This window comes from Bartonella sp. AP65SXKL (genome assembly GCF_042195725.1).
Classification (GTDB): Bacteria; Pseudomonadota; Alphaproteobacteria; order Rhizobiales; family Rhizobiaceae; genus Bartonella.
In genome coordinates, this window is record NZ_JBHIOW010000036.1 from 1 (window position 1) to 5,624 (window position 5,624).

Below are 5,624 nucleotides of genomic sequence, written 5' to 3' on the forward strand. Positions count from 1 at the left end.
GTTTCCCTCTTTTAAGAAAGTAATACGTTATTAAAATCGGTTCCTTTTGGAGCTTGCATCATAAAGACCTCAAAGCCATGGCTATAGGCACGTGCAGCTAGGGTAAAACCTGCTTTACGACCCGCATCATCGCCGTCCATTGCAATTGTCAGACGTCCTTTTGTAGGGGGTAAATTCACACGCATCATGCCACTGGTTGAAAGAGAAGCCCATAAATTAACGGGCTCTGATAACAACCCAGACAAAAGAGCCAGACCGGTTTCAATGCCTTCACAAATGACCAGATGTTTTGGATTGGCTTGGCTTAAATGCACCCCACCACCCGTTACAGATCCCAACATGGCTTTTGCTGGTTTCTGATCTGTTTTGCAGCCATTGTCTTTAAAAAAGGTTCTATGAATGGCAAAGGAACCAGCCCCCTTAACAAGAGCAACCAACGCGGGCAATGTACCCCCAGAGGGGTGTGGACATTTGCTATGAAAACGTAAATCAGCAGGCAAATCACATGTAATACCCCGCATACGTAAATAGGTTTCTGCTAAAGTATTTTTGATTGGTTGGCTTTGTTGCCAAATTGCTTTTGCTCTCTCTGCTTTCTGTTTTGCTCGTTTGAGATCAGCACAAAACTGTTTTGAGAAAGAGAGCGTCTGATCATAAGCTTGTTTTCCAAGCAATCCAATTCTAATAAGCGCTTGTATGATCTCTCTAAAAGAGCAGCCAGCATAACAATAGAGTAAAAGACGCCCATCATGTCCATTGGCAAGGGATAAGCTAGGCAGCCTATCATCATGAGCAGGGCAACGGGCTGTTCCATAACGCCCATGCCAAACCCCGCGCAAGGCACGTGTGATACCTTGCGCATTCTTAAAAGAACACATCATTGTAAATCCTATAACGTTGCGTCATAGGACGGATTGTGCTATCTCTAGGGTGATGAGTTTGAGAAAGCCTTGTCCGTCCTTACGTGACAAGGTTTTTTTTTATGCCGCGTCACTTTGACGTTGCTGTTTTGCTTGCTCGATGACATTCATAAGATCCGATTGTAACCAACGGGACAAAAAACCAAATTTTAAAGGTTTTGGGAGAGAGCCATTGGTTACATGACGGCGGAATGTTGAGACACTCATATGAAGCAATTTTGCACTTTCACGGTCTGTCAAAAGAATATCATTTTCTGTCATACTAAAATCCTTTCTATCAAAAAATGGTAACAAATCATAACTATTTATTAACCACATTTTGGTTCATTTAGAAAGATGTTTTATTCATAGAAAACAATATTTTATCATATAATTTCTTATGTGATAATTTATGAGTCTTATTGAGAGAGAATGAAAGAGAAGAGAGAGAAAGTTATCCACAGATCATGGGGTTATGCACCCCATATCTTAAGATTGACCCGTGACATAAGCCGCCCATTTATCCATATAAACACGGCGCTGTTCTAGATAGTCCGTACGACGATAAGCACGCTCTACTTGTCCTCCGACTGTATGACTTAGAATAGTTTCAGCAACCTCATAGGAAGCATCGGTTGTTTCAGCAAGCCAATTGCGTAAACTAGAACGAAAACCATGCGGGCATGCTTCAATTTTATTTTTTCTCATATACCAAGCCATCATCGTATGTGAAAGAGGACCGCGACCGGTAGGAGAAAAAAGAAAATCACTTTTAGAAATACAACGAGCTTGTTCAATAATTTTCAGCGCTTCTTTTGATAAGGGGACGCGAAATTCTGTTGTAGTATCACGCTTTCCTTTCATATTTTCAGCAGGAATTGTCCAGACATCATCTTCAATTTGACCTTCACGAATATGACGCAAAGGAAAAGTACGAACTCCTGTCAAAATAAGCAAACGCAAAGCCAGTTGTGTTAGGATTGTTGTTTGGCAAAGTGTTTTATAAAAGGCAGGGACCTCTTTCCAATCCATTGCGGGCATGTTTTGCGTTTTATGACGTTGTTTGCCTAAGAGAGCACGTGCTTTTTCTGTTGCTTGTAAATCAACATCCAATCCTAGTGCAGCCGCATGTTTGAGACATATATTAAGACGATTAAGAGCTCTATTAGCTGTTCCAGCTTTTGTATGCCAGATAGGAGCAAGAGTATTGCGTATCTCAGTTTGGGTAATTTCTGAAACGGGTAAACAGCCTAATTTGGGGAGAATATGAAGACGTAATGGTAAAAACCAATGTCCGTCTTTTCCATCCCCTTTTAATTCAGCTTTACGACTTTCAAAAGCATCCACGGCAATATCTTTTAAATAATGGAGATTGCTTATTGCTTCACGCTTTTGTTTATTGCGTTCTTTAATAGGGTCACGACCCTCATGCAAAACAGAACGCCATTGATTTGCCAATTCACGCGCTTTTTTTAAAGAAACGTTTCGCAATGCCCCCAAGCCCATCTCACGACGGCGCCCATGAATGGTATAACGGTAAATCCATTGAGCACCTCCATCTTTACGCTTGTGAAGTAACAAGCCGGCACCATCGTTATATTTGCCAGCCCCTAATGTTGCAACAGATCTTGCATTAAGACGGTTCATAAGAGCCATTTTAAGTCCTTTCTTATACAAATTTTATCCACACACTCATCCCACTTGCTATGTGCAAACGAGTGGTTTTGATTGATTCAATATAAACAGATTTGAAATAAGAGAATCTTACGTTATTCGGGTCTTTAACTCAATATGAATAACGCTAGATTATCATTATAAATCAATAGCTTGTCACCAGCTCACAAGCTTGCGAAATAAGCCTTCTGTCGACAAATCTGATGCGTTACTTTCTTTATCTAAATGCTCTTCATCATACATCATTCTGCCATCCATGAGATACTCTCATATTCCGTTCTGCCGCTATAAGCTGGTCGCTTTTGTATTTCTTTTGGTGGTTTGTATGAAATACACATCAGTCCAAAGGCATCTGCCCCATGACTGGACCAATCATGCTCTGCTCCCAAGCCAATATTACGCTTCTCATCCCATTTCTCATGATACCAATTCAGTGCTTTACGACCCGCTACGGTTGTCTCTTCGTTAAACCATACTGAAGGTAAAATACGTCGCACCGCCTCTATACGCATCTTAACCGCCCCTGCTCCCTGATTGGGAACAACCTGTGTTTCAAAGCCCGCATCATTCAAAGCACTCTCAAAACTCACATTGTGCACACGGTCTCTCGTCGCACCATCATGGGGTAACACCATCAATGCCTTCTCATAACCATTTTGACGCAACCAACCGATATGTTCGGATAAAGGCTGTCCCTGTGCTTCGTAATAATCAAGTACTCTGATCTCCCTACCAACAAATTGCGCTATCCATATCGCCGTAGCATCTGCCTTAGCACCTGTGCCCCCGATATCCCAAAAGGCGCGTATCTGCATTAAAGGATCACGCGCAACGCGCCCTATCCGCCCCTCTTGCTCGGCTGCCAACATTTCCTTTTGATAATAAGCGCCTTGAACTGCTGTAAGATAAGCCCCTTCCCATATATGCTTATAAGTCTCGGGGCGGTTTCTCAGATCATCAAGCCGCGCTTCATTCAAGATTTTCGGAAACTTCGGGTTGTCTGACCAATTGATCTCTACACGCTTAATGGCTTCATTGTCTGAAAAGCGAAACCGCTTCTCAACGGGGGCATTCTCTCGCAATGGGTTCCATGTCACCCATAACTCTGCTCTCCACCCCTCGCCCTCTTCACGCAAAGTTGGAATAAGTGTCTGCCAAGCTGTCTCTGTCACGGGCTCTGCCTCATCAACCCAACAAAGCAAAATGCGCCCCATCGATTTAATACTCGCAATATTCCGGTCCAGACCAGAAAACTGAAAGGCTATACGACCATCTATCGACTTAATCGACGACTCCCCAACCTTGTAATAGTCCCTTAAAAAGTCATGGGCTTCAATGGCGCGCTTAATCTCCTCCAATGAACTCTCTGCTAGCGAATTTTGAAACTGACGTGCACAAAGAATGGTCCCCGATATCCCCTGCATACCAAATTGATAGCCTTTTAAAGCAGCCATCAAGGCAAATGATCTTGTCTTTCCAGACCCTCGTCCACCCCAAGCCGCTCGTACCAAAGCGTCTCCTGCAAAAATAGGAATGAGTTTTGGTACAATCTTAATCTGTCTTGTCGTCATTCATTGTTAAAGGAGCAATTTCTACACGCCCTATGATCTTAATCGCGCCCCCATCTTCCCCCGTCACTTGCAAAGGCAAGATCTTCCCAAGCAACGCTAAATAAGCCGCAGGGCATCTTATTGCCTGCTTTTCGAGGTAAGAGATTAGTCCTTCCTTGCCATACTTATTGCCTGCCAATTCAGCAGCTTTAAGAATAGCCTCTTTCAAAAGGCGTGTATTCTTATTGGGTACACCTTTAACACGCCCCATTCCTGCCTTAGGGGGTTTATATTTTTTCTTTGTTTGAGAAATCTGTTCTGTATTTTGTGATGTCATAAAATACACCCTCCAGATAATAAAAAACCCCGCATTTGCGGGGATTTTGAACTGTACATTTCCCTCTCTAGACACAATACGCCTAAGTACAGCAATGTCATTAAATACGATTTGCTACATTTTGTCAACACAAAAATAACACATATTGATATATTTGAAGAGAATCTGTATAAAGCGAAGATGCAACAATGAAAAACAAGATAAAATCTAATGTTATTATCGTATTTAAAGAAAATTTCCTTATTCGGAATAATAAGTATCTTATTCACTAGTCATGTAAGTAGTCAACCATTAACAAAACATGTTTCTTCGGAATCTCCATGCCCAAAGGGGCAAATTGCCGTTTTTCGTGATCTACAAAAACGGTCCTCTTTTATTACTTGTATTTCAGAAGGAATGTTGGATTATATTTATAACGACATCCCTAAAGAAATCTCTACAGGTCCATTTAGAATAATTTCTATAGAGGCAAACAACTATCTTCGTATACTAAGACGTTATTTTAATAAAAACAATAGAATAGAATGGTTTGTAATAGGCTTCATAATAATCACCATAATGTCTCTTCCGATTAACATACTCTGGCGATTTAGATTAAAGATTTCTGCGTTTTTATTTGCAATAATGACCGCCTTAGTTATTATTGCAATACCATATATATATGGATATATATATCTTTCACATCTACTTTTTTGAAAAGTACTTCTGAAGCGCATTAAGAGCAACGCGTAATGAATTCACAAGATATGGTAGCGTTTGATCTTCTATAACGAGGTACTGTAGCGCAGCGTGAAGATTATACTGTCTATAGAGGCATTGCGCTTCTTTTATTGCCTCTTGCGTGTTTATAAACTGCTCTGTTGCAAATTCTACCCATTTGTCTCTTGCCTTATCATCAGAAGATGATGGCATTTCGTCATAAATTGCATTAGGCAAGCCTTTTGCACAAAGGTAATCGTTTCTTATCTGTAGGTACTGTTGCGCGGCATCATATTGCTCTTGAGTAATCACGCCTTGCAAACAAAGCCGCCCGATATAGGTACCAGAAAGTGGATTTTTTGCCTCCTGTAGCGTTAAACCGAAGCGCTTTGCACGCATTTCTATTGCCAATTTATCAACGGCTTCACGCGGTGCTTTTGCACGTGATATACGTCCGTTTGGTTC

The 5,624-nt window shown here is 41.4% G+C and carries 6 protein-coding genes; all 6 read right to left on the reverse strand.

The features are described from left to right. Nucleotides 1-11: 11 nt before the first annotated feature. Complete coding sequence (locus ACFIMP_RS09300; protein ID WP_375686303.1) at nt 12-881, reverse strand: DUF7146 domain-containing protein; 870 nt, start codon at nt 879-881, stop codon at nt 12-14. Between the two features lie 99 nt (nt 882-980). Beyond that, nucleotides 981-1,181 carry a helix-turn-helix transcriptional regulator gene (locus ACFIMP_RS09305; RefSeq protein ID WP_345117207.1) on the reverse strand — a complete coding sequence of 67 codons (201 nt, stop codon included), beginning with the start codon at nt 1,179-1,181 and terminating at the stop codon, nt 981-983. 207 nt (nt 1,182-1,388) lie between these two features. After that, nucleotides 1,389-2,555 (reverse strand): tyrosine-type recombinase/integrase, encoded by a 1,167-nt coding sequence (locus ACFIMP_RS09310; protein WP_375686304.1) that lies wholly within the window; start codon nt 2,553-2,555, stop codon nt 1,389-1,391. Nucleotides 2,556-2,815: 260 nt separating this feature from the next. After that, nucleotides 2,816-4,144, reverse strand: coding sequence for a PBSX family phage terminase large subunit (locus ACFIMP_RS09315; RefSeq protein ID WP_375686305.1), 1,329 nt, complete (start codon nt 4,142-4,144; stop codon nt 2,816-2,818). Continuing rightward, on the reverse strand, nt 4,125-4,460 hold the full coding sequence (locus tag ACFIMP_RS09320) for a hypothetical protein (RefSeq protein WP_375610989.1): 336 nt from the start codon (nt 4,458-4,460) through the stop codon (nt 4,125-4,127). The genes ACFIMP_RS09315 and ACFIMP_RS09320 overlap by 20 nt, the downstream gene beginning before the upstream one ends. Nucleotides 4,461-5,144: 684 nt before the next feature. After that, the coding region (locus ACFIMP_RS09325) for a hypothetical protein (protein WP_375686306.1) at nt 5,145-5,624 on the reverse strand (480 nt) is incomplete at its 5' end.